General features: G+C 66.5%; 23 protein-coding genes. 11 read left to right on the top strand and 12 right to left on the bottom strand.

Translation table 11 applies throughout. The features are described from left to right. Positions 1-204: 204 nt before the first annotated feature. Positions 205-507 carry a DUF6477 family protein gene (locus A6W98_RS12585; protein ID WP_042461967.1) on the top strand — a complete coding sequence of 101 codons (303 nt, stop codon included), beginning with the start codon at positions 205-207 and terminating at the stop codon, positions 505-507. 49 nt (positions 508-556) lie between these two features. On the opposite strand, the gene A6W98_RS12580 is transcribed toward A6W98_RS12585, so the two are convergent. Next, positions 557-2,107 carry a trimethylamine methyltransferase family protein gene (locus A6W98_RS12580; RefSeq protein ID WP_042461965.1) on the bottom strand — a complete coding sequence of 517 codons (1,551 nt, stop codon included), beginning with the start codon at positions 2,105-2,107 and terminating at the stop codon, positions 557-559. A gap of 197 nt (positions 2,108-2,304) precedes the next feature. On the opposite strand from A6W98_RS12580, the gene A6W98_RS12575 reads away from it, so the two are divergent. The 6 genes from A6W98_RS12575 to A6W98_RS12550 all read left to right on the top strand — a co-directional run bounded on the left by A6W98_RS12575 (position 2,305) and on the right by A6W98_RS12550 (position 8,321). Continuing rightward, a complete protein-coding gene (locus A6W98_RS12575) occupies positions 2,305-3,360 on the top strand; it encodes a delta-class carbonic anhydrase (RefSeq protein WP_231098275.1) in 1,056 nt (351 codons plus the stop codon). Positions 3,361-3,415: 55 nt separating this feature from the next. Continuing rightward, positions 3,416-4,972 carry a glutamine-hydrolyzing GMP synthase gene (gene guaA, locus A6W98_RS12570; RefSeq protein ID WP_042461961.1) on the top strand — a complete coding sequence of 519 codons (1,557 nt, stop codon included), beginning with the start codon at positions 3,416-3,418 and terminating at the stop codon, positions 4,970-4,972. Beyond that, positions 4,963-5,244, top strand: a complete 282-nt coding sequence (locus tag A6W98_RS12565; RefSeq protein WP_042461959.1) for a putative quinol monooxygenase — start codon at positions 4,963-4,965, stop codon at positions 5,242-5,244. The genes guaA and A6W98_RS12565 overlap by 10 nt, the downstream gene beginning before the upstream one ends. 10 nt (positions 5,245-5,254) lie before the next feature. Further along, positions 5,255-6,169 (top strand): DMT family transporter, encoded by a 915-nt coding sequence (locus tag A6W98_RS12560; RefSeq protein ID WP_042461958.1) that lies wholly within the window; start codon positions 5,255-5,257, stop codon positions 6,167-6,169. A 57-nt stretch (positions 6,170-6,226) separates the two neighbouring features. Then, positions 6,227-7,318 (top strand): outer membrane protein transport protein, encoded by a 1,092-nt coding sequence (locus tag A6W98_RS12555; RefSeq protein WP_042461955.1) that lies wholly within the window; start codon positions 6,227-6,229, stop codon positions 7,316-7,318. 130 nt (positions 7,319-7,448) lie between these two features. Continuing rightward, positions 7,449-8,321 (top strand): hypothetical protein, encoded by an 873-nt coding sequence (locus A6W98_RS12550; RefSeq protein WP_042461953.1) that lies wholly within the window; start codon positions 7,449-7,451, stop codon positions 8,319-8,321. On the opposite strand, the gene A6W98_RS12545 is transcribed toward A6W98_RS12550, so the two are convergent. Next, complete coding sequence (locus A6W98_RS12545; protein WP_155734798.1) at positions 8,293-8,895, bottom strand: hypothetical protein; 603 nt, start codon at positions 8,893-8,895, stop codon at positions 8,293-8,295. The two genes, A6W98_RS12550 and A6W98_RS12545, sit on opposite strands and share 29 nt — an antisense overlap. Before the next feature lie 136 nt (positions 8,896-9,031). Here A6W98_RS12545 and metA point away from each other — a divergent pair, with 136 nt between their 5' ends. Genes metA through ppk2 form a run of 3 tightly spaced genes read left to right on the top strand, consistent with a single transcriptional unit; the run spans position 9,032 to position 11,741 of the window. Further along, the gene (gene metA, locus A6W98_RS12540) at positions 9,032-9,958 is read left to right on the top strand and encodes a homoserine O-acetyltransferase MetA (RefSeq protein WP_042461949.1); all 927 of its coding nucleotides are present in this window, start codon (positions 9,032-9,034) and stop codon (positions 9,956-9,958) included. A 2-nt stretch (positions 9,959-9,960) separates the two neighbouring features. Continuing rightward, positions 9,961-10,833: an alpha/beta fold hydrolase gene (locus A6W98_RS12535; RefSeq protein ID WP_052678035.1), complete on the top strand. Its 873-nt coding sequence runs from the start codon at positions 9,961-9,963 to the stop codon at positions 10,831-10,833. Between the two features lie 35 nt (positions 10,834-10,868). Further along, positions 10,869-11,741, top strand: a complete 873-nt coding sequence (ppk2, locus tag A6W98_RS12530) for a polyphosphate kinase 2 (RefSeq protein ID WP_042461945.1) — start codon at positions 10,869-10,871, stop codon at positions 11,739-11,741. A gap of 13 nt (positions 11,742-11,754) precedes the next feature. Here the strand turns inward: ppk2 and A6W98_RS12525 are convergent, their stop codons facing one another. The 4 genes from A6W98_RS12525 to A6W98_RS12510 all read right to left on the bottom strand — a co-directional run bounded on the left by A6W98_RS12525 (position 11,755) and on the right by A6W98_RS12510 (position 15,575). Beyond that, positions 11,755-12,864 carry an ABC transporter ATP-binding protein gene (locus tag A6W98_RS12525; RefSeq protein ID WP_042461943.1) on the bottom strand — a complete coding sequence of 370 codons (1,110 nt, stop codon included), beginning with the start codon at positions 12,862-12,864 and terminating at the stop codon, positions 11,755-11,757. After that, the gene (locus A6W98_RS12520; RefSeq protein WP_042461941.1) at positions 12,861-13,661 is read right to left on the bottom strand and encodes an ABC transporter permease; all 801 of its coding nucleotides are present in this window, start codon (positions 13,659-13,661) and stop codon (positions 12,861-12,863) included. The genes A6W98_RS12525 and A6W98_RS12520 overlap by 4 nt, the downstream gene beginning before the upstream one ends. Continuing rightward, the gene (locus A6W98_RS12515) at positions 13,658-14,545 is read right to left on the bottom strand and encodes an ABC transporter permease (protein ID WP_042461939.1); all 888 of its coding nucleotides are present in this window, start codon (positions 14,543-14,545) and stop codon (positions 13,658-13,660) included. Before A6W98_RS12515 ends, A6W98_RS12520 begins: the two co-directional genes overlap by 4 nt. 157 nt (positions 14,546-14,702) lie before the next feature. Beyond that, on the bottom strand, positions 14,703-15,575 hold the full coding sequence (locus A6W98_RS12510) for an NAD(P)-dependent oxidoreductase (protein WP_042461936.1): 873 nt from the start codon (positions 15,573-15,575) through the stop codon (positions 14,703-14,705). A gap of 80 nt (positions 15,576-15,655) precedes the next feature. On the opposite strand from A6W98_RS12510, the gene A6W98_RS12505 reads away from it, so the two are divergent. Continuing rightward, positions 15,656-18,124 (top strand): penicillin acylase family protein, encoded by a 2,469-nt coding sequence (locus tag A6W98_RS12505; RefSeq protein WP_042461934.1) that lies wholly within the window; start codon positions 15,656-15,658, stop codon positions 18,122-18,124. A 660-nt stretch (positions 18,125-18,784) separates the two neighbouring features. On the opposite strand, the gene A6W98_RS12500 is transcribed toward A6W98_RS12505, so the two are convergent. From A6W98_RS12500 to ntrX, 6 genes are all read right to left on the bottom strand, one after another. Continuing rightward, positions 18,785-19,639 (bottom strand): lysozyme family protein, encoded by an 855-nt coding sequence (locus A6W98_RS12500; protein WP_155734796.1) that lies wholly within the window; start codon positions 19,637-19,639, stop codon positions 18,785-18,787. A 98-nt stretch (positions 19,640-19,737) separates the two neighbouring features. After that, complete coding sequence (gene hflX, locus A6W98_RS12495; RefSeq protein ID WP_081252051.1) at positions 19,738-20,991, bottom strand: GTPase HflX; 1,254 nt, start codon at positions 20,989-20,991, stop codon at positions 19,738-19,740. A gap of 32 nt (positions 20,992-21,023) precedes the next feature. Beyond that, positions 21,024-21,257, bottom strand: a complete 234-nt coding sequence (gene hfq / locus A6W98_RS12490; RefSeq protein WP_042461931.1) for an RNA chaperone Hfq — start codon at positions 21,255-21,257, stop codon at positions 21,024-21,026. 135 nt (positions 21,258-21,392) lie between these two features. Then, positions 21,393-22,916, bottom strand: coding sequence for a TrkH family potassium uptake protein (locus tag A6W98_RS12485; protein WP_042461928.1), 1,524 nt, complete (start codon positions 22,914-22,916; stop codon positions 21,393-21,395). 3 nt (positions 22,917-22,919) lie between these two features. Next, entirely contained in the window at positions 22,920-24,389 is a 1,470-nt protein-coding gene (gene trkA / locus A6W98_RS12480; protein WP_155734795.1) for a Trk system potassium transporter TrkA, read from the bottom strand. Then, entirely contained in the window at positions 24,355-25,770 is a 1,416-nt protein-coding gene (ntrX, locus tag A6W98_RS12475) for a nitrogen assimilation response regulator NtrX (protein ID WP_042461926.1), read from the bottom strand. Before ntrX ends, trkA begins: the two co-directional genes overlap by 35 nt. Positions 25,771-25,773 lie beyond the last annotated feature (3 nt).

Below are 25,773 nucleotides of genomic sequence, written 5' to 3'. Positions count from 1 at the left end.
GCGGCCGAGGCACGGATGCCGCCAAGTCGCATTTTCAATTCAAGGTTGATTTAGTTACGTTACAGTTAACCCTTTAATCGAGCATTCATTATTGTTTCCAAATCACAAAGATTTCTGTGGATAGAGTTCGCAGCCTTCATCGGGGGCGCAACACCCGCTTAGGTTGTGCAAGGGTGCTCCGTGTCATTACCCGGAGATCCTGCCATGAACATGCTTCCCGCAACTCTTGCCACGCTCTGTCGTCCCCGCCTGCTGGTGCGGGCCGCCCGGTTCGGTCTGGCCGATTACCGCCGCGACCGCGACCTCATCCGACTGATGCAGGGACGGATGCCGGGCAGCGCGCGCACCGTGCTGAACTGGCTGATCGAACAGGAAGAGCGCATGGAAGAGATCCGGCAGTCGGGCGACGCCGGGTATTCGATCGCACGGCATGTCGAATTGCTGATCGCGCTGGTGGCCGAGGCCCGGCTGATCTGCGACATCGACAGCCCGCGCTCGTCCGGTTGAGGGGCGGGCCCGGCCAGGGCCGCGCCGCCCCCTGTGCGGCGGCCTCGGGTCAGACGAAGGCGTCCGGCATTTCCGCCTTGCGCCGGGCCATGTAATCCTCGACCGCCTCGCGCCGCGCCGGATCGAGCGCCGGCGCCTCGAAGCTGGCCAGAAGCTTGCGGACCCGGTCCGAGGCCAGCGTGGCAGTGTCGCGCGCGCCTTCCTCGTCCCAGGTCTCGAACGGCTTGTAGTCAAGCAGATCGGTCCGCCAGAACGCCTCGCGGAAATGCGCCTGGGTATGGGCGCAGCCAAGGAAATGCCCGCCCGGGCCCACCTCGCGCAGCGCGTCCATCGCCTGTGCCGCCTCGTCGGTCGCGACCCCTGCCGCCATCCGGTGCAGCGCCCCGAGCTGATCGGCATCCATCACGAATTTCTCGTAGCTCGCGACCAGCCCGCCTTCCAGCCAACCGGCCGAGTGCAGCATGAAGTTGACGCCGCCCAGCAGCGCCGCGTTCAGCGTGTTCGCGGTCTCGTAGGCGGCCTGCGCATCGGGCAGCTTCGATCCGCAAAGCGCGCCGCCCGAGCGGAATGGCAGCCCCAGGCGCCGCGCCAGCTGACCCGCGCCCGAGAGGATCTGGCTCGCCTCGGGCGTACCGAAGGTCGGCGCACCCGAATTCATGTCGATCGAGGTCACGAAGGCGCCGAAGATTACCGGCGCGCCGGGCCGCACCAGCTGCGAATAGGCCACGCCCGCCATCACTTCGGCCAGCACCTGGGTCAGCGTGCCCGCCACCGTCACCGGCGCCATCGCCCCGCCGACGATGAAGGGCGAGATGATGCAGGCCTGGTTGGCCGCAGCATAGACCTCGAGCGCGCCCATCATGGTTGCATCGAAGGTCAGCGGCGAGTTGAGGTTGACCAGCGAGGTCATCACCGTGTTCTCGGCCACGAAATCGGCGCCGAAGAGCTGTTCGCACATCGCCACCGAATCCCGGGCCCGCGACGGATCCGTGACCGAGCCCATGAACGGCTTGTCCGACAGCGTCATATGGGCATGCAGCATGTCCAGATGGCGCTTGTTGACGGGGATGTCGGTCGGTTCGCAGACGGTGCCGCCGGAATGGTGCAGCCATTTCGACATCTGCCCCAGCTGCACGAAGCGGCGGAAATCCTCCATCGTCGCATAGCGCCGCCCGCCCTCGATGTCGCGCACGAAAGGCGGACCGTAGACCGGCGCCAGCACCAGATTGCGGCCTCCGATCTCGACATTGCGCGCGGGGTTCCGGGCATGCTGGGTAAAGCGCGCGGGCGCGGTGGCGCAAAGCTTGCGCGCAAGCCCGCGCGGGATGCGCACGCGTTCGCCCTCGAGCTCGGCCCCGGCCTCGCGCCAGCGCGCAAGCCCGGCCGGATTGTCGACGAAGTTGATGCCGATCTCGGCCAGCACCGTCTCGGCATTGGTCTCGATGATTTCCAGCGCCTCGGGCGTCAGGACCTCGAAATCGGGGATGTTGCGGGTAATGAACCGCGCCGTCTCGATGCCCGGATTGCTGCGCGCCGCACGCCGCGCGGCACCGCCACCGCCGCGGCCCCGGCGCCCCGTCGTCGCCTCTGCCTCGCTCATGCACGTCTCCCGTCGTTCTGGCATTGCCTGCCCAGCGTTCTAGGCCGTTCGCCCGCGCCGGGCCGCGCGGTTTGCGGCCTTTCCTTTGCCGTCCGCGACATCGGCGGCGCGCCCTGCCCCGCTTCTGCCCGAATTCGGCGCTTCCGGCCCTTCTCAGCTCGGAAAACACCCGGATGCGGTCCGCAATCTGCCCCGCGATGGCCTTGATCGATGACGATAACTCCCAACGAGTTGCCGTCCATCAGCGGTTCGTACCGCCCCGCCCGGCTCCGGACAAGACCCGGCTCCGGACAAGAGAGGACCCGATGCCGCGTCGCCTGACCGCCTTCCTGGCCATGACCGCCCTTGCCTTCATCGGCGGCCTTCTGACCACCCCCGCCCCGGCCGACGGCTCGAGACAGCAACCGGATCACGGCACCCGGATGGCCGCCGCAGATCCCGCCGCGCACGGTTCCGCCCAGCATGGTTCAGCCCAGCATGGCCCCGCCGAGGCGCATGGAGCCGGTCCTGCCGCCTCCGTTCCGGCCGACGGCATCTGTCGCGGCTTCGGCCCGCAGGCGCCGCGCGACATCTCGGCACCCGCCGGCCGCAATGCGCGCATCTTCAACATGGCGCCGCCCGCCTCGCGGATGAATCTCTGCAACATCCACACCCATACCAATGCCGAACATGCCGGGCCGGGATTCGCGCTCGGCGCCGGCAGCGGCACGCATGGCGGCTTCAGGTGCAACGAGACCGCGCGCCTGACAGAGAAGGAACTGAAGGATCCCGCCGCCGGTCTCGGCGCCTTTCACGGCGCGAAGCCCGGCGATACAATCGAGGTGCATTGGGTGTTCAGCTCCTGCGAGGTGGCCCCGGGCAAGGGGCTCGGGTCCTGCATGTCGGAAAGCTGCCAGAACCCGCAACTGCGCGTCGAGGCCCAGGCCTTTCTTCTGGTCAACGACCACACCGCGCTGGATTTCAAGGACTACATCTATCGCGGCACTCAGGTGAATGGCCTGCACCAGCCGCGCGCCCTGCCCGCAGGGACGGGCACCCCCGTCATCTATGGCGGCTCGACCACCGGGCCGCGCTACAATCAGGCCATCTGCTCGCCGCTGCAGGTGACCTGGTCGGTCCGGCCCGACTGCGCCAGGCTCGACATCAACTCGCTTCACGAATGGGCCGCCCTCGGCAACGTTTTCGAAGAAGATCACAGCCATGGCGTGCGCCCGCTCGTGACCGCCGAGGAGCTGCTCTCGCAAATCCGCTGACCGCACCCGCATCGGGCGGATTGCCACGGCGCATGGGGTCGCATAATGAGGCGCCATGAGCACGCATGACCGCCTTCTTATCATCGACTTCGGTTCCCAGGTGACGCAGCTGATCGCGCGCCGCCTGCGCGAATTGAACGTCTATTGCGAAATCCATCCCTACCAGAACGTCACCGACGCCTTCCTGCGCGACTTCGCGCCGAAGGCGGTGATCTTCTCGGGCGGGCCCGCCTCGGTGCTGGACGAGGGATCGCCCCGCCCGCCGCAAAGCGTCTTCGATCTCGGGGTGCCGATCCTCGGGATCTGCTATGGCCAGCAGGTGATGATGCAGATGCTGGGAGGCCGGGTCGAGCGCGGCCATGGCACCGCCGAATTCGGCCGCGCCTATGTCACGCCCGAGGAGGACCGGATCGACCTGCTGAAAGGCTGGTTCTCGGAAAACCGCGAACAGGTCTGGATGAGCCATGGCGACCATGTGGCTGAAATCGCGCCGGGTTTCGCGGTTTACGGCACCTCGCCCAACGCGCCCTTCGCGATCACGGCGGATCTTTCGCGCAATTTCTTCGCCGTGCAGTTCCACCCCGAGGTGCATCACACCCCGAACGGCAAGACGCTTTACGAGAATTTCGTGCGGCTTGCGGGCTTCACCGGCGACTGGACCATGGGCGCCTATCGCGAAGAGGCGATCCGCAAGATCCGCGAACAGGTCGGCGATGCCAAGGTGATCTGCGCGCTGTCGGGCGGGGTAGACAGCTCGGTCGCGGCGGCGCTCCTGCATGAGGCGGTGGGCGATCAGCTGACCTGCGTCTTCGTCGATCACGGGCTTCTGCGGCTGAACGAGGCCGACGAGGTGGTGGCGATGTTCCGCGACCACATGAACCTGCATGTGATCCACGCCCAGGAACAGGACCTCTTCCTTGGCGAGCTCGAGGGCGTCTCCGACCCCGAGACCAAGCGCAAGACCATCGGCCGGCTCTTCATCGACGTGTTCCAGAAATATGCCGACCAGATCGAAGGCGCGCGCTTCCTGGCGCAGGGCACGCTTTACCCCGACGTGATCGAATCCGTCAGCTTCTCGGGCGGGCCCTCGGTCACCATCAAGTCGCACCACAATGTCGGCGGGCTGCCCGAAAAGATGGGCCTCAAGCTGGTCGAGCCGCTGCGCGAGCTCTTCAAGGACGAGGTCCGGGCGCTGGGCCATGAGCTGGGCCTGCCCGCCAGCTTCATCGGCCGCCATCCCTTCCCGGGACCGGGGCTCGCGATCCGCTGCCCCGGCGAGATCACCCGCGAAAAGCTGGAAATCCTGCGCAAGGCCGATGCCGTCTATATCGACCAGATCCGCAAGCACGGGCTTTACGACGAGATCTGGCAGGCCTTCGTCGCGATCCTGCCGGTGCGCACCGTGGGCGTGATGGGCGACGGGCGCACCTATGACTATGCTTGCGCGCTGCGGGCCGTGACCTCGGTCGACGGCATGACGGCGGATTATTACCCCTTCACCCATGACTTCCTGGGCGAGACCGCGACGCGGATCATCAACGAGGTCAAGGGCATCAACCGGGTGACCTACGACATCACCTCGAAGCCGCCGGGGACGATCGAATGGGAGTGACCGTCACCGGCTGGATCGAGGCCACGCCCGACCGTCTTGCCGCGCTTCGGGCGGCGGCGGCCGAGCATGTGCGCCTGACCCGCGCCGAGCCCGGCTGCCTGCGCTTCGAGATGCGGGAAGACCCCGACCGGCCGGGACGGTTCCTGCTGGACGAGGAATTCACCGACGCCGCCGCCTTCGCCGCCCATCGCGCCCGCAAGGAGGGCACGGCCTGGGAACTGGCGGCCGCCGGTCTGCCGCGCGAGATCGAGATCGCGGGCCTGCCCGAGTGAGCGCCCGGCCATGAGCCCCCTGCTTCGGGCCGCCCTTTGGATGACCGGAGCGATAACCGCCTTTTCCTCGATGGCGGTGGCGGGGCGCATGGTCTCGGTCGAGCTCGATACCTTCGAGCTGATGCTCTACCGCTCGCTGATCGGCCTCGGACTGGTCCTGACGATCGGCGGCGCCTTCGGGCGGCTTGGCGAGATCTCGCATCGCCAGCTCGGACTGCATTTCATCCGCAACCTCTGCCATTTCACCGGCCAGAACCTCTGGTTCCTGGCGCTGGGCCTGATCCCAATGGCGCAGGTCTTCGCGCTGGAATTCACCTCGCCGATCTGGGTCGCGGTGCTGGCCCCGGCGATCCTGGGCGAGAGGCTGACCCGGATGCGGGCACTGGCCGCCTTCGTGGGCTTTCTCGGCATCCTGATCGTGGCCCGTCCGGACCCGACCGCGCTCGAGCCCGGCGCCATCGCCGCCGCGGGCGCCGCCATCGGCTTTGCCGGATCGGCGCTGTTCACCCGGCGGCTGACGCGCACCCAGTCGATCATCTCGATCCTGTTCTGGCTGACCGCGATGCAGGCCGCGATGGGGCTGATCTGCGCAGGCCTCGACGGCGAGATCGCCTGGCCCTCTCCCGCCGCCTGGGTGCCGCTTGGCGTGATCGGCCTGGCCGGGCTGACGGCGCATTTCTGCCTGACCAACGCGCTCTCGGTGGCGCCTGCCAGCATCGTTATGCCGCTCGACTTCCTGCGCCTGCCGGTCATCGCCGTGGTCGGAATGCTGCTTTACGGCGAGCCGCTCGACCCCAATGTCATGATCGGGGCCGCGATCATCCTGGTGGCCAATTTCCTCAACCTTCGCGGTGAATCGCGTCAGGCAAGACACGCGCGCCGGAAAACAGGGGCACCGCCCCCCACAGGTCGCGTTAAGGATTGACCGCTGAAGCGTCAGCCGGCTAGCGTTTTCGCAAAAGTAAAAAAGAGGGAGGAGAAAATGAAATACGCCGTTGGGGCGGCGGCATTGGCCGCCGTGACGACAGGGCCCGCCCTCGCGGGCGGAATTGAAAGATCTGTGCCGTCGGTCGGGATACTGTTCGAGCAGGGAAATTACGTCGAACTGGGGTTCAGCCGCTTCGATCCAGACGTGTCCGGCTCGGTCGCAGGCGTATTCCCCTCGGGCGAAATGGCGCCGGGCTTCAACAGCTACTCTTTCGCGTATAAAGGCCAATTCGGCGAAAACCTGCATTTCGCACTTATCCTCGACGAGCCGATCGGGGCGGATATCGCCTATCCGGCAGGAACCGGATACCCCTCTCTTGCAGGCGCGTCCGCGGATGTCGACGCGCTCGGCACGACCCTCATGATGCGCTACGAAATTCCGTCGAATTTCAGCGTGATCGGCGGGGTGCGATCCCTGCGCACATCGGGCAGCGTCGACTTGCCTCAAGTCGCAAGCTACAGGCTCGATTCCTCGACCGAGACCGATTTCGGGTATCTCATCGGCGTCGCCTGGGAGAAGCCCGAAATCGCGGCCCGCGTCGCCCTGACCTACTATTCCTCGATCACGCATGATTTCACCGCCGACGAGTCATTCACATACCCCGGTCTCACGCCGGGCAAAACCTCTCTTGAGACCGAAATACCGAAAGCCGTGAACCTGGAATTCCAGACCGGGATCGCTATGGACACGCTTCTGTTCGGGTCGATCCGCTGGACCGAGTGGAGTTCATTCAGGATCACCACCCCCGACTACGAGGCCATCGTGGGCCGCCCGATCGTCTCCTACGACGAAGACGTGATCACCTATAACCTCGGGGTCGGCCGTAAGTTCAACGAGCACTGGTCCGGCGCCGTCCTCTTAGGCTACGAAAGACACGAGGGAAATTTCAAAGGAAACCTCGGCCCGACCGACGGCTTCCGCTCGCTCGGGCTGGCGGCCACCTACACCTCCGGACAGTTCAAGATCACGGGCGGTGTCCGCTATGTCGAGATCGGGGACGCCAAGACCCGGCTCGGTTCTAATCCGACCCGCTTCGACGGCAATGACGGGGTCGGGTTCGGCCTGCGGGTCGGGTATTATTTCTGACCCCGGCGCCGCGGCTGTAAACGACGCCCCGGCCAACACGTCGGGGCGTTTGCGTTCCGTCCGCCGCGAATGGGTTTGACCGTTCCGCGACGCCGGGATAGGACGCGGCCGCGCATCGAGGGATGGTCGGATGATCTATGACACGGCAGAGGCCTGGCGGCAGGCAGAGAGGCGGCACGTGCTGCTGTTCGGCATGTCGGGCCTGGGCAAGACCCATGTCTCGAACATGCTGCGCGCCGAGGGCGGCTGGTTCCATTACTCGGTCGATTACCGCATCGGCACCCGCTACATGGGCGAATTCATCGCCGATAATTTCAAGCGCGAGGCGATGAAGGTGCCGCTCCTGCGCGAGCTCTTGCGCACCGACAGCGTGTTCATCGCCTCGAACATCACCTTCGACAACCTCGCGCCGCTCTCGACCTATCTCGGCAAGCCCGGCGCGTCGGACAAGGGCGGCCTGCCCTTCGACGACTACATGCGCCGCCAGGAACAGCACCGCGAGGCCGAGATCTCGGCGCTGCTGGATACGCCGCGCTTCATCGACCGTGCGGCCGAGCTGTACGGCTATGACGATTTCGTCTGCGATTCCGGCGGCTCGATCTGCGAGGTGGTCGACCCCGAGGATCCGGCAGATCCGGTGCTGTCGGCGCTGGCCGCGCGGCTGCTGCTGGTCTGGATCGAGGGCAGCGAGGCCCATACCGCCGAGCTGGTGCGCCGCTTCGACCGGGCGCCGAAACCGATGTATTACCAGCCTGCCTTCCTGCATGAGGCCTGGGCCGACTACCTGTCCCGGACCGGGCTTTCCGAAGCGGCGGTCGATCCCGACGCCTTCGTGCGCTGGACCTATGCCCGCGCGCTGGCCCATCGTCAGCCGCGTTACGAGGCGATGGCGCGGAACTGGGGGGTGAGGGTCACCGCCGAAGAGGTGGCGGCGTTGCGCGGCCCCGAGGATTTCACCGACCTGATCGCAGAGGCTATCGACAGAGCGCCAGCGCGCCGCTGATCGCATCCCCCGCGCCCGCCAGCGGGAAACGGCCCAGCCCCTGCCCCTGGCCCGCGTCGCTGCGGATCTCGAGCATCTGACCGCGCTGGAGCGCGCCCAGCACCGCTGCCGAAGGCGGCAGCCGGGCAAGCATGCCGCCCTCGCTGCCCCCGCCGAAGGTGACCGGAAATCCCTGCCCGTCAATGATCAGGCTCAGCACATTCGGACCGGGCTCGCCCCCGGCCCCGTCAAGTTGCAGGAGCCGTTCGCCGCCGCGGGCGCAGAAGACATAGAAGATCACGTCCTGACCGCCCTCGGCCCGGACCCCGGCATAGGCGCCGTGCCCGTCCGAGGTGGCGCCGCTCGACCAGCGCGGCGCGGGCGCTGGGGCCGTCGGCTCGGAACAGTTGCGCGAAACGCAGGCGGCATAGGCCGGATTGTCGGCCGGGCCGAATGCCGACAGGCAGCTCCAGATGCAACGCTGCAGATCCCATTCCGGCCCCTCCTGCTGGGCCCGCACCGCACCTGCCGCCGCCACCAGACCGGCGGCAAAAGCGGCCGCACTCCACCCGGCACCGCTTTTCCAGCCTCGCACCCACTCCCCCCGCTTCTTGCGAATTGTTCCGATAAATGGAACACCGCATTGCATCTTCTGTCAATCGACTGACGCTACTCTTGAGAGACGGCCGCAACTCGCCTATGGTCGCGCGCCGTTCGAGTGGAGATGTCCGATGCCCATCAAGTTCCCGTCCGACCTTCCCGCCTATGACGTCCTGTCGCGCGAGGGGGTGATGGTCATGGGCGAGGACGAGGCCTCGCGTCAGGACATAAGGCCGCTGAAGATCGCGCTTCTGAACCTGATGCCGAAGAAGATCCAGACCGAAACCCAGTTCGCCCGCCTGATCGGCGCGACGCCGCTGCAGATCGAGCTGAGCCTGGTGCGGATGACCGAGCACAAGACCCGGAACACCGCCGCCGCGCATATGGAGACCTTCTATCGCCCTTTCGCCGAGGTCGAGGCGAGCGGCGAGAAATTCGACGGGTTCCTCATCACCGGCGCCCCGATCGAGCATCTGCCCTTCACCGAGGTCACCTACTGGGACGAGCTGACCCGGGTCTTCGACTGGACCCAGAGCCATGTGCATTCGACCTTCGGCGTCTGCTGGGGCGGGATGGCGATGATCTACCATTTCCACGGCGTCCAGAAGCACATGCTGCCCGCCAAGGCCTTCGGCTGCTTCCGGCATCGCAACCTGGCACCGGCCTCGCCCTATCTGCGCGGCTTCTCCGACGATTGCGTCATTCCCGTCAGCCGCTGGACCGAAATGCGCCAGGACGAGATCGATGCCGCACCCGGGCTGGTGACGCTGCTTGGCAGCGACGAGAGCGGCCCCTGCCTGGTCGAGGATGCGGGCCATCGCGCGCTCTACATCTTCAACCATTTCGAATATGACAGCGACACGCTGAAACAGGAATACGACCGCGACATCGCCAACGGCACCTCGATCAACGTGCCGCAGAACTACTATCCGGACAACGATCCCTCGCAGGCGCCGCAGAACCGCTGGCGCAGCCATGCGCATCTGCTTTACGGCAACTGGATCAACCAGATCTACCAGACCACCCCTTTCGACCAGAACCGGATCGGAGCATATTGAGCATGGCCGAGGATTATGCCCCGACCGGACGGCTGATCGAGATCGACGGACGCCAGGTCCATGCCCATCAGGAGGGCAGCGGGCCCGACGTGATCCTGCTGCATGGCGCGGGCGGCAATACCCGCGACTTCACCTTCGATCTGCTCGACCGGCTGTCGGCCGACTTCCGCGTCACCGCCTTCGACCGGCCCGGGCTCGGCCATACCGACCCGCTGCACCCCAATGGCGAAAGCCCGGCCGAACAGGCCGCGGTGCTGGAGGCCGCGAGCCGCAGGCTGGGACTTGGCCCGGCGGTGCTGGTCGGGCATTCCTTCGGCGGCGCGGTGGCGCTGGCCTGGGCGCTCGATCATCCCGAACGCGCTGCGGCCATCGTTTCGCTCGCGGGCGCGGCGATGCCCTGGCCGGGCGGTCTCGGCCCCTATTACGAACTGGTGTCGTCGGATTTCGGCTCGATGTTCATGGTGCCGCTGATCTCGGCCTTCGTGCCGCGCTTCGTCGCCGAGCAGACCATCGCCCGGATCTTCGAGCCCGACCCGGTGCCCGAGGGCTATGGCGACCATATCGGCATCGCGCTCAGCCTCCGCCCCGAAACCTTGCGCGCCAATACGCGGCAGGTGAACGGGCTGAAGCCCCATATCCGTGCCATGGCCGACCGCTATGACGACTTGAAGATGCCGATCGAGATCCTGCATGGCACCGCCGACCGCATCGTCCCGATCGAGGTTCATTCCCGGCCGCTGGCCGAGCGGCTGGCCAATGTCCATCTGACCGAACTCGACGGTATCGGCCACATGCCGCATCACGCCGATCCCGAGGCCGCGGTCGCGGCGATCCGGCGGGCGGCGAAACGGGCCGGATTGCGCGCGACCGCCTGATCGCGATACTGCTCGGGCAGGACCCGGAGCATGCGATGACAGATCTTCCCTTCGACGGTGCGATCACGCAGTTTTACGAACAGGACTCCCCCGACGAGATCCGCCGTGCCATCGCCGATGGCGGCAAGCGCGACATTCTGGCCGATGACTACCCCTATGACCGGCGGCTGCGCCATGCCGCCTATGCCGCCGATCTCCAGGCGCTGCAGATCGAGCTGGCAAAGCTGCAGGCCGATGTGAAGGCCACGGGCAAGCGCATCGCGGTGCTGTTCGAAGGCCGCGACGCCGCCGGCAAGGGCGGCACCATCAAGCGGTTCCGCCAGAACATGAACCCGCGCGTCGCCCGGCTGGTGGCGCTGCCCGCGCCCTCGAACCGCGAGAAAAGCGAATGGTACTTCCAGCGCTATGTCGAGCAGCTCCCGGCGGGCGGCGAGATCGTGCTGTTCGACCGTTCCTGGTACAACCGTGGCGTGGTCGAGCATGTGTTCGACTTTTGCACCCCGGAGGAGCGCGAGCGGTTCTTCGGCCAGCTTCCCGCCTTCGAACGGATGCTGGTCGATGAGGGCATCCTGCTGGTCAAGTTCTGGCTTACCGTCGGCCGGGCCGAACAGCTGCGGCGTTTCCTGCAGCGCGAGAAGGACCCGCTGAAGCAATGGAAACTCTCCTGGGTCGATATCGAGGGATTGAAACGCTGGGACGCCTATTCCGCCGCGATCCGCGAGACCTTCGCCCGCAGCCATAACGGCCATGCGCCCTGGACGGTGATCCGCTCGGACGACAAGCGCCGGGCGCGTCTGGCCGCCATCCGCCACGTGCTGTCGCTGGTCGATTACAAGGGCAGATCCGACAAGGTCGTGACCGCTCCCGACCCGCTGATCTGCGGCGGCCCCGAAATCTGGACGCCCTGAACGCCGCGCGCGGTCAGGCGAACAGCACCAGCGAGCGCGCGTCCCAGGCCACCCGGGCGGCGGTGCCGCGCTCGAGGACCGGGCGCCCGACGAGGTTCTTCATCGAGATCGTCATCGGCCGGTCGACCCCGTCGAGCCGCACCACGTAATAGGTCATGTCACCATAATAGGACAGATCCTCGACCGTGCCGGTCGCGACGCGGCGCTCGGTGGTCTCGCCCGGAAACAGGATCGACATGGTCTCGGGGCGGATGCCCACGCTCTGGGTCTGGCCGGGATGCCAGCCGCCGGGCAGCTGGTCGGGGCCGATCACCGCCCGGCCGAGCCCGGCCGCCTCGACCTCGATATCGGCCTTGTCGCCGACGGTGGCGGTCGCGGGCAGGAAGTTCATCACCCCGATGAATTCGCCGACCTGCCGGGTATTGGGCCGCCGGTACAGCTGTTGCGGCGTATCGAGCTGGACGATCTGGCCCTCGAACATCACCGCGATCCGGTCGGACATGATCAGCGCCTCTTCCTGATCATGGGTGACCAGGATGAAGGTGATGCCGACCTGCCGCTGCAGCCGGCGCAGTTCGATCTGCATCTGCTCGCGCATCTTCTTGTCGAGCGCCGAAAGCGGCTCGTCCAGGAGCAGCACCTTGGGTTCGAGGATCAGCGCACGCGCCAGCGCCACCCGCTGGCGCTGGCCGCCCGACAGCGCATGGGCCGCGCGCGCGCCAAAGCCCCTCAGCCCGACCATCTCGAGCGCCTCGGCCACCTTCGCCGCCTTCCGCTCCTTGCTCAGGGCCTCGCGCCGCAGCCCGAACCCCACATTCTCGGCCACGCTCAGATGCGGGAAGATCGCGTAGGACTGGAACACCATGTTGGTGGGCCGGACATTGGCGGGCACGCGCTTCATGTCCCTGCCATCGATCGTCAGCCGCCCGCCCGACAGTTCCTCGAAGCCCGCGATGGTGCGCAGAAGCGTGGTCTTGCCGCAGCCCGACGGCCCCAGCAGCGAAAAGAACTCGCCCTGCCGGATCTCGGCCGAGATGCCGCGCAGGGCGTGAAACTCGCCGTAATATTTCTCGACATTCTCGAGCGCGATGATGGGGCGTTCGACGCCCAGCGTGTCTTTCACAGGAATCCTCCGGCATCGGCCTTCCCGGTGCGCGCGGCGCCCCGGCGGCGGACATATTCGGCAACGGTCAGCAGGATCACCGAGGTCAGCACAAGCAGCGTGCCGAGCGCCATGATCACGGGAATCTTCTGCGGAAAGCGGAGCTGTCCCCAGATATAGACCGGCAGCGTCGGGTTGGTGCCGGTGAGGAAGAAGGCGATGATGAACTCGTCGAGCGAGATCGTGAAGGCGATCAAGAGCGACGAGACGATGCCCGGCATCACCAGCGGCAGCGTGATCAGCCGGAAGCTCGACCAGCGGCTCTCGCCCAGATCAATGGCGGCCTCCTCCAGCGAGACATCGAGGCTCTGGAAGGCCGAGTTGAGGATCGCGATGGAAAACGGCGTGCACATCAGCACATGGCCCAGCACCACCGTCCAGGACCCGAGCGGAAGACCCAGTTGCAACAGCACCACCAGAAGCGAGACCGCGACGATGATCTCGGGCAGGACCAGCGGCAGCATGATCAGCCCAAGGATGCCCTTCTTGCCCGGAAAGGCAAAGCGCGTGCCCGCCCGCGCCGCGCAGATCCCGAGGCAGGTCGCGATCACCGCCGAGGAGACCGCGATCGCCAGACTGTTCAGCACCGCCGCATGCAGTGCCGGGATGGTCATGAGCTCGCGGAACCACTCGAACGTGAAGCCCCTCAGCGGAAAGGCGATCACGGTGCCGTTGTTGAAGGCGAAGACCGGCAGCAGCGCGATCGGCGCATAGAGGAAGAGCAGATAGAAGATCGCGTAAAGCCGGAGGCCTTTCATTTCCGTCCCCTCAGGTAGCGGCGGTTCAGAACCAGGAACAGCACCGCGACCGCCGTCACCATCGCCATGGCCAAGACCGCCAGCGCGGCCCCCATCGGGGCGTTGTTGAGCTTCAGGAACTGGGTCTGGATCATGTTGGCGATCATCAGCCCGTCCGGCCCGCCGACCAGACGCGGCGTGACATAGTCGCCGATGGTCGGGATGAAGACGATCAGCACCGCCGCCACCACCCCCGGCATTGCCAGCGGCAGCGTCACCCGCAGAAAGGTCATCGTCCGGCTCTCGCCCAGATCGCGGCTGGCCTCGAGCAGCGAGCGGTCGATCTTCTCGAGCGCGACGAAGATCGGCAGGATCGCGAAGGGCGCATAGGCATGGGCCAGGGTGATCACCACCGCATTGGCATTGTAGAGAATGAAGCTCAGCGGCTCGTCGATGATGCCAAGCCCGCTCAGCGTGGTGTTGAGCACGCCGTTATAGCCAAGGATCACCTTCCACAGAAACACCCGCATCAGATAGGAGGACCAGAACGGGATGGTGATGAGGAAGATCCACATCGACTTCTGCGAGGGCGGCACGCTGAACGAGATGAAATAGGCGATCGGAAAGGCGGTCAGCACCGTCGCCGCGGTCACCGCCCCCGAGATCAGCAGCGAGCGCAGCAGAAGCTGACCGTAAAGCGGATCGGAGAACGCCTCGCGGTAGTTCTTGAGCGTCAGCGTGGTGTCGAGCGTCAGGTAATCCTGGCTCCAGAAGCTGAACAGCAGGATGGCCGCCAGCGGCACCGCCAAAAGCAGCAGCGCATAGAGGAAGGGAGGCGCCACGAGGAAATACCCCTGTGCCGCCTCGCTTCGGCCCAGCCGGGGCCTTGCCTTGGTCTCGTTCATTGGAATCGCGCCACTCCCGCTTTCGGACGCGATCATGGAAACAGACGCCGCCCTGCGCAAGGGCGGCCGGGCCGCCCCGGGCAGCTTCCCTGGGCACCTGCCCGGAATTTCGGCAGAATTGTCCCGGTGCCCGATCTGAGCAGGACCCGCGACGGGATCAGCCCATCGCCCGCAAGCGCTTGATCAGGCTCGACGTATCCCAGCGGGCGCCGCCCAGCTTCTGGACGTCCTTGTAGAACTGGTCGACCAGCGCCGTGACAGGCAGGCTGGCGCCGGTGCGGTCGGCGGTGGCCAGACAGATGCCCAGATCCTTGCGCATCCAGTCGACCGCGAAGCCATGGTCGAACTCGTCGTCCAGCATGGTCTGATAGCGGTTCATCATCTGCCAGCTGCCGGCCGCGCCGCCGCCGATCACCTCGACCACCGCGCGCCCGTCAAGCCCGGCCTTCTCGGCGAAATGCAGTCCCTCCGACAGACCCTGCACCAGCCCCGCGATGCAGATCTGGTTGACCATCTTGGTCAGCTGGCCGGCGCCGGTCCCGCCCATCCGTTTCGAGAGCTTCGCATAGGCCGCCATCACAGGCTCGGCCTTGGCATAGGCCTCTTCGGGTCCGCCGCACATGATCACCAGCTGGCCGTTCTCGGCGCCCGCCTGACCGCCCGAGACAGGCGCATCGACAAAGGCGATCCCGCGGGGTTCGGCCAGCGCCGCCATCTCTTCGGTCACCATCGAGGACACCGTGGTATGGTCGACGAAGACCGCGCCCGCCGCCATCCCGGCAAAAGCACCGCTCTCGCCCTCGCAGACCGCGCGCAGATCGTCATCATTGCCGACGCAGGCCATGACCAGATCCGCCCCCTCCGCAGCTTCGGCCGGGCTCGGCGCCGACCGGCCGCCATGACGGGCGCCCCAGTCCTCGGCCTTGGCGGCGGTCCGGTTGTAAACGGCGACCTCATGGCCCGCTGCGGCGAGATGTCCCGCCATCGGATAGCCCATTACCCCAAGACCCAGAAATGCGACCCGTGCCATGCGGCTCCTCCGCTCGTTGCATGAAACGTCTTTTTCTCTTACCTAACGGCCTCATCCGAGGCGTCAACAACAGGTGCGCCATGCCCCATCTCTTCCGCTGGCTGTTGCGGATCTTCACCGCCGTCGTGATCCTGGCCGCTCTGGGCATCGGCGGGGTCTATTATCTCGCCTCGCGCTCGCTGACCGATTACAGCGCCACCCACGTGGTCGACGGGCTGAGCGCCCCGGTCGAGATCGTGCGCGACCATTCCAGCGTGCCGCATATCTTCGGCAAGACCGACGAGGACGTCTTCTTCGGGCTGGGCTACGCCCATGCCCAGGACCGGCTCTGGCAGATGACGGTGCTGCGCCGGACGGTCCAGGGGCGCCTGTCCGAGCTGTTCGGGGCCCGGACGATGAAGATCGACGAGCTGATGCGGCGGCTCGACCTCTACCGGCTCGCGCAGGATTCGGTCGATGCCCAGGACCCGCAGACCCTGGCCGCGCTCGAGGCCTATTCCCGTGGCGTCAATGCCTGGATCGAGACCGTGAACACCGAGGCCCGTGGCCGTGGCGCGCCCGAATTCTTCCTGTTCCGGCCGGAAATCGCCTATTGGCAGCCCGCCGACTCGATCGCGCTGGTCAAGCTGATGGGGGTGCGGCTGTCCTCGCATCTCGATGCCGAGGTCCTGCGGGCCCGGGTCTCGCTGCTGATGGAGCCCGAGCGGGTGAAGGACATCCTGCCCGACGCGCCCGGACCGGGGCTGGCGGCCCTGCCCGACTATGCCGACCTCGCCCCCGGGGTCATCCCCTCCTCGGCGCCGCTGGCGCGCTATGCCGAAGGCCCGCTCTCGCCCTTCCTCGGACCCGATTTCGCCGGCGCCTCGAATGCCTGGGCCGCCGCGCCGAAACGCTCGGCCGCGGGCGGAACGCTTCTGGCCAACGACCCGCATCTGGGCTTTTCCGCGCCCTCGATCTGGTATCTCGCGCGGCTCGAGCTGTCGACCGGCGGGGTGATCGGCGGCACGATCCCCGGCATCCCCACCATCCTGTCGGGCCGCTCGGCGAAACTCGGCTGGGGGCTCACCACCTCCTATCTCGACGATCAGGACGTGTTCCTCGAACAGCTGAACCCCGACAACCCGCAGGAATACCGGACCCCCGACGGCTTTCGCCCCTTCGAGACCCGACGCAGCATCATCAAGGTCGCCGATGCCGAACCGGTCACCATCACGCTGCGCTGGACCGAGAACGGGCCGGTCCTGCCCGGCACCCATTACGACCTGGCCTCGATCACCCCGCCCGGCCATGTCGCGGCGCTGGGCTGGACGCTGCTGAGCGGCGCCGACACCTCGATCAGCGCGGCGATGCAGGTCATGCGCTCGCAAAGCGTCGACGAGGCGATCGAGGCCGGTCGGTTCTTCGTCGCGCCCTCGCTGAACCTGACCCTGGTCGATGCCGACAACATCGCACTGCAGATGATCGGCGCAATGCCCCGGCGGATGGCCGGCAACCAGAGCAAGGGCCGCCTGCCCCAGCCCGGCTGGAAGGAAGAAAACCGCTGGCAGGGCTGGCTGAACTATGCCGCCAATCCCAGCTTCAGGGATCCCGCGGGCGGCATTCTCGGCAACACCAACAACAAGCTGGTCGACCGGCCGTTTCCGCTTCATGTCAGCTTCGACTGGGGCGACAGCCAGCGGATCCAGCGCTGGAAGCGGCTGATGGAGACCCGCAAGGTCCATACCCGCGAAAGCTTCATCGAGGCCCAGCTCGACACCGTCTCCTTCACCGCGCGCTCGCTGCTGCCGCTGGTCGGCAAGGATCTGTGGTTCACCGGCGAAGCGGCACCCGCGGGCAGCCCCGAAAGGCGGCGCCAGCGCGCGCTGGAACTGCTGGCGGGCTGGAACGGCGAGATGAACGAGCATCTGCCCGAGCCGCTGATCTATGCCGCCTGGATGCGCTTTCTGCAGCGCGACCTGATCGAGGACGATCTCGGCCCGCTCGCGCGCGAATTCACCCATGTCGAGCCGCTGTTCATCGAGCGGGTGTTCCGCGACATCGACGGCGCCTCGGTCTGGTGCGACATCCGCCAGTCGGCCGCGATCGAGACCTGCACCGAGATCGCCCGGAAGTCGCTCGACGAGGCGCTGCTGTACCTGTCCGAAACCTATGGCGGCTCGCTCGAATCGCTGCGCTGGGGACAGGCGCATCAGGCCTGGCACGACCATCCGGTGCTGGGCGAGACGCCGCTGCTGAAATGGATCGTGAACATCCGCCAGCCGACCTCGGGCGGGGACAACACGCTCAACCGGGGCCTGACCAAGGGCACCGATCCTTTCCCCTTCGCCAATCTGCATGGTGCGGGCTATCGCGCGGTCTATGATTTCGCCGACCCCGACAGCTCGGTCTTCATCATCTCGACCGGACAGTCGGGCCATCCGCTGAGCCGTCATTACGACGATCTCGGCGAACTCTGGCGTCGGGGCGAATATATCCCGATGACGCTCGATCCCGCCCTTGCCCGCGCCGCCGCGGTCGGCATCACCAACCTGATCCCGAAATCCCGCTGAGCCATCCCCCAGACGACGCCAGGGCACGAACCGAGCCCTGGCACGTCCTACCGCTTCGTGCCGGGGCGGATCGGCCGCGAGGCGTTCGGGGCGTAAGCGGCTTGATCCGGCGCGCGAATGCAATCGCCGCGAGGCCTTTGCCAGCCGTCGGCGCCGAAGGCGATGAACCGCCGGGGTCGTTCTGAAGCGCGGGGCCATTGTCTTAGCGTTTTCCGCGTCGGATCGCGAAAAGCCTCCGACCGGGCGCGTTTCGCACAGGGCGGCCGCGATGGTGAGCTGCTTTCCGGCAACCGCCGTATCGATCGCATTCTGCCGTGACGGGCGGCAACAGGCAGGTCTTGTCCAAAAGGCCTCTGCAACTCGACAGATGATTGCGATTTCCCGAGCGACGCGCACCGATGCAGGCCACAGCCCAAGGGACAAGAGACCCGAAAGCGTCAGGCGCATGTTCGACGCCACACCCTCAGCTCGGCCCGCTTCGGGATCTCGCAAAGGCAGGGTGTCCGAGCACAGAACCAGAACCGCGACCTTTCGCGAGCGTGCACCATGATGCAGGGGGCCGCTTCGGCATGCTCTCCATAGAGCATGCGCGCCCGGCGGAAACGGCTCCGGAGCCTTTGCCTCTGACGACCGCAGCACCGGCCGCGGGCACGCCCGCGTTCAGCCGTCCTTCTGCGTCCCTCCCGGTCCCGGCGCGATCCGCGACATTGCCGCCTCGAACTGCGTCCAGGTCATCGTCGCCCGGTTCCCCGCGACACCATGATAGTAGGACCGACCGCTGGCCGTCGGCAGCCCGGCCCAGATCCGCGAGAGGTTGTGCATGAAGGCCTCGCGCTTCATCTCTCCTGCCCCGAAGGCGCTGAGCCCGGCCTCTTCGAGCAGAAGATCGGCGAGGCGGTCCTGAACCGGCGCCGAGAACCGTGTCTTTTCGTCAAGCCCAAGCTCGGCCACAAGGCGGCGCAGCGTGTCGGGAATGAACTGATACCGGCCGATCGCATGCGGCTGGCCCGGGGTCTCGGCGATCCACTTGTAGATCTCGGCGATGGTCAGCCGGGTCGGAGGCCCCGGCGGCCGGATTTTGGCGCCATGCTGAACCGCATCATAGTCCATCCGCCCCGCTTCGGCCCGGCCGATCAGAATCCGGATACCCTCGGCCAAAGCCGCATTGCCGCCCCCCGGACGAAGCGGCGCGACCTGCGCGGCTGGCCCGGGCTCGGCCATCTGCTGCGCCCGGACCGGATAGGTCGCAAAGAGGCTTGCCCCGCCCCGCCCGGCAAACAGGCTGGCACCACTTGCCCCCGAGACACGGCCCGGCGCGCCCTCGGGCCCCGGCCCCAGCAACGGCCCCCGCATCTGCGTCAGAAGCGGCCCCGAGGCCCCCCCGCGCTGCAGAAGACCGCCCGCCCCGATCAGCGACACCGGCTCGGCTGCCGCGACACGGAGGAAACAGACAAGCGCCAGCCAGAAGCCAAAGGCAAGGACCCGCGCCGGAGCGCGGTTTCGCAGCAGGGTCATCGGCACCTCGTTCTGAGCGCGTGATTTGCCCGCTACCCTGAATGCCAGAAGTTCAGATTTCCTTGCCGAAGATCCGCCTGCGCCGCGTCACCTGACCGCTAGAGGCTGCGGAAGCGCTGTTCCTGGCGCGCCGTCCAGTTGACCGTCAGCGTCGAGCCCTCATCGTCGGGCACCTCGCCCTCGACAATGCCCTGCTCGTAAAGCCAGGCGCGGCGGCGTCCGTCGTCATGCGCCAGATGCAAGTCGCGGCGTTGCCGCGCCGCGTCGAGACGCTCGGTCACCGCCTCGAGCAGCGGTCCGACGCCCTGCCCGGTCCAGGCCGAGATCGCCGCGACCTCGTCATGGCGCGCGGCCGCCGCTTCGGTCGCGGCGCGGCGCTCGGGATCGAGCAGGTCGGTCTTGTTCCAGACCTCGATCTGCGGCGTCTCGCGCGCCACGCCCAGATCGACGAGAATCGCGCGCACATCCTCGGCCTGGGCCTCGCTGTCGGGATGGGCGATGTCGCGCACATGCAGGACCAGATCGGCTTCCAGCACCTCTTCCAGCGTGGCGCGGAAGGCCGCGACCAGCTGGGTCGGCAGGTCCGAGATGAAGCCCACCGTATCGGACAGGATCACCTTGAGCCCGGTCGGCAGCGCAACCGCCCGCATCGTCGGGTCGAGCGTGGCGAACAGCATGTCCTTGGCCAGCACCTCGGCCCCGGTCAGCCGGTTGAACAGCGTCGACTTGCCGGCATTGGTATAGCCCACCAGCGCCACGATCGGGAACGGCACCTTGCGCCGGGCGGCGCGGTGCAGGTCGCGGGTCTTGACGACCTTCGACAGCTGCCGCCGGATCCGGGTGATGGCCTCGTCGATGGCGCGGCGGTCGGCCTCGATCTGGGTCTCGCCGGGGCCGCCGACAAATCCCAACCCGCCCCGCTGGCGCTCGAGATGGGTCCAGGCCCGCACCAGCCGCGTCCGCTGATAGCTGAGTGCGGCAAGTTCGACCTGCAACACACCCTCGCGGGTCCGCGCCCGGTCGGCGAAGATCTCGAGAATCAGACCGGTCCGGTCAAGGATCTTGACCTTCCAGGCCTTCTCCAGATTGCGCTGCTGCACCGGGCTGACCGGCCCGTCGATCAGCACCAAGTCGACCTCGGCCTCGCCCAGCCTCTCCTTCAGCTCGTCGATCTTGCCCGACCCGAAAAGATGGCCGGCCCGGGGCCGGGCCAGCGGCACGGTCTCGGCGCCCACGACCTCGAGATCGGGAAGCGCGCCCGCCAGTGCCACGGCCTCTTCAAGCGCGGGGCCGGCATCCCGGCGCTCGCGGTCCGACGCGATGTCGGGATGCAGCACCCAGGCGCGGGTGATGCGAGGCTCGGAGCCCTCCGCTTCGGAAGGGCTCAATCCTCACCTTCGTAAAGGTTGATCGGCTGCGAGGGCATGATGGTCGAGATCGCATGCTTGTAGACCAGCTGGGACTGCCCGTCCCGGCGCAGCAGCACGCAGAAATTGTCGAACCAGGTGATCACGCCCTGCAGCTTGACCCCGTTGATCAGAAAGATCGTGACCGGGACCTTCGTCTTGCGAACATGGTTAAGAAACGCGTCTTGCAGGTTTTGCTTATCGGCAGCCATTTTTTCTTTGCCTTGTTGTCTATCTGCCCGTCGGCGGACAGCCGTCTCCCTCTGGGGGCGAGTATGAAGGGAGGTTTACCGAGTTTCCACCCCTGTTCAACGTCTGGCGGGGGTGAAATTTGCAGCATTCCAAACTCACTTGCGCCAGAACTCGGGATTGAAGAGCGCGATGATCGCCAGGGTCTCGAGACGGCCCAGCACCATGGTCGCGGCCAGCACCATTTTCGGGCCATCGCCAAGCGCGGCATAGGACAGCGGGGGGTCGGTCGCGGCCGCGGCCAGCGGACCGGTCGTGGTCAATGCGGCGACCGTCAGCACCATCGAGGCCTCGAAATCGAGCCCCAGAAGCCCCAGCGTCACCATGACCACCGCCACCGACAGCGCGAAGAGCATGAAGAAGACGAAGGCGATCTGGGCGCCCTGACGCCGGATGCGACGGGCAAAGGCGCCCGCGCCGCCGACCGAGGAGGGATGCACCAGCTTTTCCATCTCGCGGATGCCATGCTTGTAGAGCGCATAGATCCTCAGCAGCTTGACGCCCCCGGCGGTGGTCGCGACCCCGCCCCCGAAGACCGCGAGCCCGACCAGAATCAGCCCCGGCGTCGCCAGCCCCGACCATTGCCGGGCATCGATCCATTCGACCGAGGCGAATCCGGTCGTGGTGAGGTAGGAGGTCACGGTGAAGATCGCCCCCCAAAGCGCGCGCAGCGCGGCCATGCCGTTCTCCTCGGCCGCGACCTCATAGGCGCCGACCCAGTGCCGGGCGAACAGAAAGACCGTCACCACCCAGGCGATGCCGACGCCCATCCGCAATTCGAGATCGGCCTTCAGCCTGCGCCAGCTTTCGGGGCGGAAATCGAACATGAACATCTGCCGCGAGATCGCGAAGACCATGAAGCCCCACAGCATGATCTCGCCCGGGACGCCGCTCTGGCCACCCGCGACCCCGCCGACCGGCGAAATCCCCGAGGTCGAAAGCACCGACATCGCATGGCAGGCCGCGACCAGCGGCCCCTCGCCCGCCACCACCATCAGCACCCAGAGAGTGGCCGTCAGCCCGATATAGACCGGGGCAAGCTGATGGGCGAAACGCAGCAGGCGTTCGCGCGGATCGTGGGCGGGACTGACCTCGCCGCGTTCGGAGCCGATCCGGCCCGCGATGCCGCCGGTCCCGGCCGTGACCTCGAACCCGCCCAGATTCATCGGCGCGAGAATCGCGATCGCCGTCACCCAGACGAAGAAGCCGCCCAGCCATCCGACCGTCGCCCGCCAGAGATGAACCCCCGGGGACAGCCGTTCGGGGCTGTCGAACAGCGTCGCCCCGGTCGTGGTCAGACAGGAGACCATCTCGAAATAGGCGTTGAGAAAACTGGTATCTCCGACCGCCTCCGAGACCGGCACCGCCAGCATCAAGGGCAGCAAGGTGTAGAAGCCCAGCATCGCCAGCAGGTGGCTGCGGGCCTGATTCTGCACCGGCCGGTTGATGGTCGACAGCCCGATCAGCACCGCCAGAACGAAGAACAGAAGACCCGAATTGAAGAAGGCGCGGGCCGTCTCCCAGTCGCGCTCGGCCAGGGCCAGAACGACCGGCGGAAACATCGCCAGCGCCCCGATCCCCATCAGGATCACCAGGAAGGGAAGATCGGCCAGGCGACGCATGGGTCAGAAGAAGTCGATGGACACCTGCAGCAGGCGCTCCACCTCGGGGACGTCGGCGCTGAGTGCAAAGATCACCACCATGTCGCCCTCCTCGATCCGGGTATCGCCGCGCGGCAGGATCACCTTGCCCGATTTCATCACAGCGCCGACCAGCGCGCCCTCTGGAAAATCGATATCCTGAACCCGCTTGCCGGCCATGGGCGAGGTCGACAGCACCTGCGCCTCCAGCACCTCGGCCTCGGCATCGCCGATCGAATAGACCCCCCGCACCCGGCCATGGCGGACATGGCGCAGGATCGAGCTGACGGTGGTGGCGCGCGGGTTGATATAGGCGTCGACCTCGAGCGCGCCCATCAGCGACACCAGCGAAGGGTCGTTGACCAGACAGATCGCCATCGGGCAGCCCGCCATCTTGGCGCGCACCGCGGCCAGCAGGTTGGTCTTGTCGTCATCGGTCACCGCCAGCACGGCATCGGCGCGCTTGATATTCGCCTCGGCCAGCAGGTTGATGTCGAGCCCGTCGCCGTTCAGCACGATGGTGCGCTCCAGCGCATCGGCCGCCACCTCGGCCCGGCGGCGATCCTTCTCGATCACCTTGGCCCGGATCCGCTGTTCATGTGCCTCCAGCGCCTTGGCCACCGACAGCCCGACATTGCCGCCGCCGATGATGACCACGCGCTCCTGCTTCTTGGTGGACTTGCCGAAGATTTCCAGCGTGCGGTTCAGGTCCTCGACATGGGCGAAGACATAGATCTGGTCCTCGGGAAACAGCTGATCGCCCGGCTCGGGCGCAAACAGCGTGCCCTCGCGGCGCACCCCCACCACCAGCGCCCGCAGCGTCGAGAACAGGTCGGTAAGCTGGCGCAGCGGCGTGCGCAGCACCGGGCAGTCTTCCTCCAGCGTGATCCCGAGAAGCTGCGCCTTGCCGCGCAAAAAGCTCTCGGTGTCGAAGGCGGCAGGCGCGGCCAGCCGCTGCAGCGCGGCCTCGGCCACCTCGCGTTCGGGGCTGATCACCACGTCGATCGGCATGTGATCGCGGCGATAAAGGTCGGAATAGATCGCGGTCAGGTAGGACTGGGCCCGAAGCCGGGCGATCTTGCGCGGCACGGCAAAGATCGAATGCGCCACCTGGCAGGTCACCATGTTGACCTCGTCCGACTGGGTGGCGGCGATGATCATGTCGGCATCGCGCGCGCCGGCGCGTTCCAGCACGTCCGGATAGGAGGCATGGCCCGCGATCCCCTGCACATCCAGCGCATCGGTGGCCCGCCGGATCAGATCGGCGTTCCTGTCGACGATGGTGACGTCGTTCTTCTCGCCCGAGAGATGGCGGGCGATCTGCCAGCCGACCTGGCCCGCACCGCAGATGATGACCTTCATGCGCCCCGTATCCGTCAGCGAAAACTGCGCCAATCCTTCGCAGAAGCGGCATGTAGGGTCAATCGGCGGCGGTCTGCTCTTCCTCCTCGACATGCGCGACCCGGCCGCCCGCCCGCGCCGTCGTCACCACGCCCAGCGACTTGAGCTTGCGGTGCAGCGCCGAGCGTTCCATGCCGACGAAATTGGCAGTCCGCGAGATGTTGCCGCCGAAGCGGTTGATCTGGGTCAGCAGGTATTCGCGCTCGAACAGCTCGCGCGCCTCGCGCAGCGGCAGCGTCGCCAGCGCGCCCGCCAGCACGATCCGCCCCTCCTCGGCCGGGCCGTCGGTCTGCATCGGCAACTCGGTCGCGAGGATCGGATCGGTGCCCTCGCCAAGGATCAGGACCCGCTCGATCACGTTCTTCAGCTGGCGCACATTGCCGGGCCAGGACATGGTCTGCAACAGCGCCTCGGCCTCCTCGCCAAGCGCCCTCAGCGGCAATCCCTGGGTCTTGTTGAACCCGGCGATGAAATGGCGCGCGAGCTCGGGAATGTCCTCGCGCCGCTCATCCAGCGCGGGCACGTCGATCGGCACCACGTTGAGCCGGTGATACAGCTCCTCGCGGAAGGTCCCGGCCTGGATTTCCGCGGTCAGATCGCGCGTGGTCGAGGAGATCACGCGGATATCGACCCGCACCTTGTCCGTGCCGCCCGCGCGCTGGAACTGCTGGTCGACCAGCACCCGCAGGATCTTCGATTGGGTCCCCAGCGGCATATCGGCGACTTCATCGAAGTAAAGAACCCCGCCATGCGCCTGTTCCAGAAGGCCTTTCTCTATTCCCCGCGTGGAGCTCTCGCGGCCGAACAGAACCTCTTCCATGCGCTCGGGTTCGATCGATGCGGAATTGACCACCACGAAGGGGCCCGAGGCGCGGCCGGAATTGGCATGGATATAGCGCGCGGCGACCTCCTTGCCGCAGCCCGAAGGCCCTCTCAGCATCACCCGCCCATTCGAGCGGGTGACCTTCTCGAGATTGGATTTCAACATCTTGAAGGCCGGGCTGGACCCGATCATGTCGAATTGCGTCACATCCTTGCGGCGCAGTTCCTGGTTCTCGCGCCGGAGCCGCGAGGCCTCCATCGCCCTGCGAATGACGACCAGCAACTGGTCAATATTGAAGGGCTTTTCGATGAAATCATAGGCGCCCTGCTTGATCGCGGCGACCGCGATCTCGATATTGCCATGCCCCGAGATGATGACGATCGGAATATCGGGATTGTCGCGCTTGACCCTCGACAGGATGTCGATCCCGTCCATGGTGCTGTCCTTGAGCCAGATATCAAGCACCATCAGAGCCGGTTCGGCCGCGTTGATCTCGGCCATGCAGGCATCGGAATTGGCGGCCAGCCGCGTCGTGTAGCCTTCGTCCTGCAGAATATCCGAGACCAGTTCCCGGATGTCGCGCTCGTCGTCGACGATGAGGATGTCGCCCATGTC

The organism is Rhodovulum sulfidophilum DSM 1374 (genome assembly GCF_001633165.1).
Taxonomy (GTDB): domain Bacteria; phylum Pseudomonadota; class Alphaproteobacteria; order Rhodobacterales; family Rhodobacteraceae; genus Rhodovulum; species Rhodovulum sulfidophilum.
The sequence above is the reverse complement of the archived record's forward strand: the minus strand, read 5'-3'. Positions and strand labels throughout refer to the sequence as shown.

Bases quoted from the DNA above. Each gene is read 5' to 3' on its own strand.
- A6W98_RS12585 (WP_042461967.1), top strand. From the start codon at position 205: ATGAACATGCTTCCCGCAACTCTTGCCACGCTCTGTCGTCCCCGCCTG.
- A6W98_RS12580 (WP_042461965.1), bottom strand. From the start codon at position 2,107: ATGAGCGAGGCAGAGGCGACGACGGGGCGCCGGGGCCGCGGCGGTGGC.
- A6W98_RS12575 (WP_231098275.1), top strand. From the start codon at position 2,305: ATGGCCTTGATCGATGACGATAACTCCCAACGAGTTGCCGTCCATCAG.
- guaA (WP_042461961.1), top strand. From the start codon at position 3,416: ATGAGCACGCATGACCGCCTTCTTATCATCGACTTCGGTTCCCAGGTG.
- A6W98_RS12565 (WP_042461959.1), top strand. From the start codon at position 4,963: ATGGGAGTGACCGTCACCGGCTGGATCGAGGCCACGCCCGACCGTCTT.
- A6W98_RS12560 (WP_042461958.1), top strand. From the start codon at position 5,255: ATGAGCCCCCTGCTTCGGGCCGCCCTTTGGATGACCGGAGCGATAACC.
- A6W98_RS12555 (WP_042461955.1), top strand. From the start codon at position 6,227: ATGAAATACGCCGTTGGGGCGGCGGCATTGGCCGCCGTGACGACAGGG.
- A6W98_RS12550 (WP_042461953.1), top strand. From the start codon at position 7,449: ATGATCTATGACACGGCAGAGGCCTGGCGGCAGGCAGAGAGGCGGCAC.
- metA (WP_042461949.1), top strand. From the start codon at position 9,032: ATGCCCATCAAGTTCCCGTCCGACCTTCCCGCCTATGACGTCCTGTCG.
- A6W98_RS12535 (WP_052678035.1), top strand. From the start codon at position 9,961: ATGGCCGAGGATTATGCCCCGACCGGACGGCTGATCGAGATCGACGGA.
- ppk2 (WP_042461945.1), top strand. From the start codon at position 10,869: ATGACAGATCTTCCCTTCGACGGTGCGATCACGCAGTTTTACGAACAG.
- A6W98_RS12520 (WP_042461941.1), bottom strand. From the start codon at position 13,661: ATGAAAGGCCTCCGGCTTTACGCGATCTTCTATCTGCTCTTCCTCTAT.
- A6W98_RS12515 (WP_042461939.1), bottom strand. From the start codon at position 14,545: ATGAACGAGACCAAGGCAAGGCCCCGGCTGGGCCGAAGCGAGGCGGCA.
- A6W98_RS12510 (WP_042461936.1), bottom strand. From the start codon at position 15,575: ATGGCACGGGTCGCATTTCTGGGTCTTGGGGTAATGGGCTATCCGATG.
- A6W98_RS12505 (WP_042461934.1), top strand. From the start codon at position 15,656: ATGCCCCATCTCTTCCGCTGGCTGTTGCGGATCTTCACCGCCGTCGTG.
- A6W98_RS12500 (WP_155734796.1), bottom strand. From the start codon at position 19,639: ATGACCCTGCTGCGAAACCGCGCTCCGGCGCGGGTCCTTGCCTTTGGC.
- hfq (WP_042461931.1), bottom strand. From the start codon at position 21,257: ATGGCTGCCGATAAGCAAAACCTGCAAGACGCGTTTCTTAACCATGTT.
- A6W98_RS12485 (WP_042461928.1), bottom strand. From the start codon at position 22,916: ATGCGTCGCCTGGCCGATCTTCCCTTCCTGGTGATCCTGATGGGGATC.
- trkA (WP_155734795.1), bottom strand. From the start codon at position 24,389: ATGTCGAGGAGGAAGAGCAGACCGCCGCCGATTGACCCTACATGCCGC.
- ntrX (WP_042461926.1), bottom strand. From the start codon at position 25,770: ATGGGCGACATCCTCATCGTCGACGACGAGCGCGACATCCGGGAACTG.